The sequence below is a fragment of the Mycobacterium venezuelense genome (assembly GCF_054919535.1).
On the sequence record NZ_JBONDW010000071.1, the window covers coordinates 1 to 494 of the forward strand.

1 protein-coding gene is annotated in these 494 nt (G+C 68.4%); it reads right to left on the reverse strand.

The features are described 5' to 3' along the window. Positions 1 to 494: nitroreductase (locus tag ACRCUN_RS34230; protein ID WP_462146037.1), on the reverse strand; the 494-nt coding region annotated here is incomplete at both ends.

Here is a 494-nt window from a genome sequence, read left to right on the forward strand (position 1 = left end):
TGTGACCAGGCCATCTGGGGGCAGCTGTGCAGTCCTTCGGCGCGCAGGAGCAGCATGACGGTTTGCAGGTACATGCCGGTGTCGGCCCATTGGGCGGGGCCGAGGTTGCGGTCGATGTAGCAGAACAGGGCGGCGGGCGCACCGAAGCAGTCCCAGTTGGCGATGGCGGCGCGTTGGCGGGCTTCCCAGTCGTCGCGGGCGACGCCGAGGGCGCTGTAGCGTTCTTTGCCGAAGGCGGCGCGGCGGTCGCGGTAGGGCGCGGGCATGTCGGGTGGGTACATGACGTATTCGCGATCATCCCAATCGGCGCCGGTGGCGACGCGTTCGGTGGCGCGTTTTTTGAGTTCGGCCAGGGGTGCGCCGGTGACGACGTAGATGTTCCAGGGTTGGGTGTTGGAGCTCGATGGTGACCACGCGGCGGCGGTCAGCACGCGTGCCAGCACGTCCTGGGGTACGGGCTGATCGGTGAAACCGCGCACCGCCCGCCTGCTGGT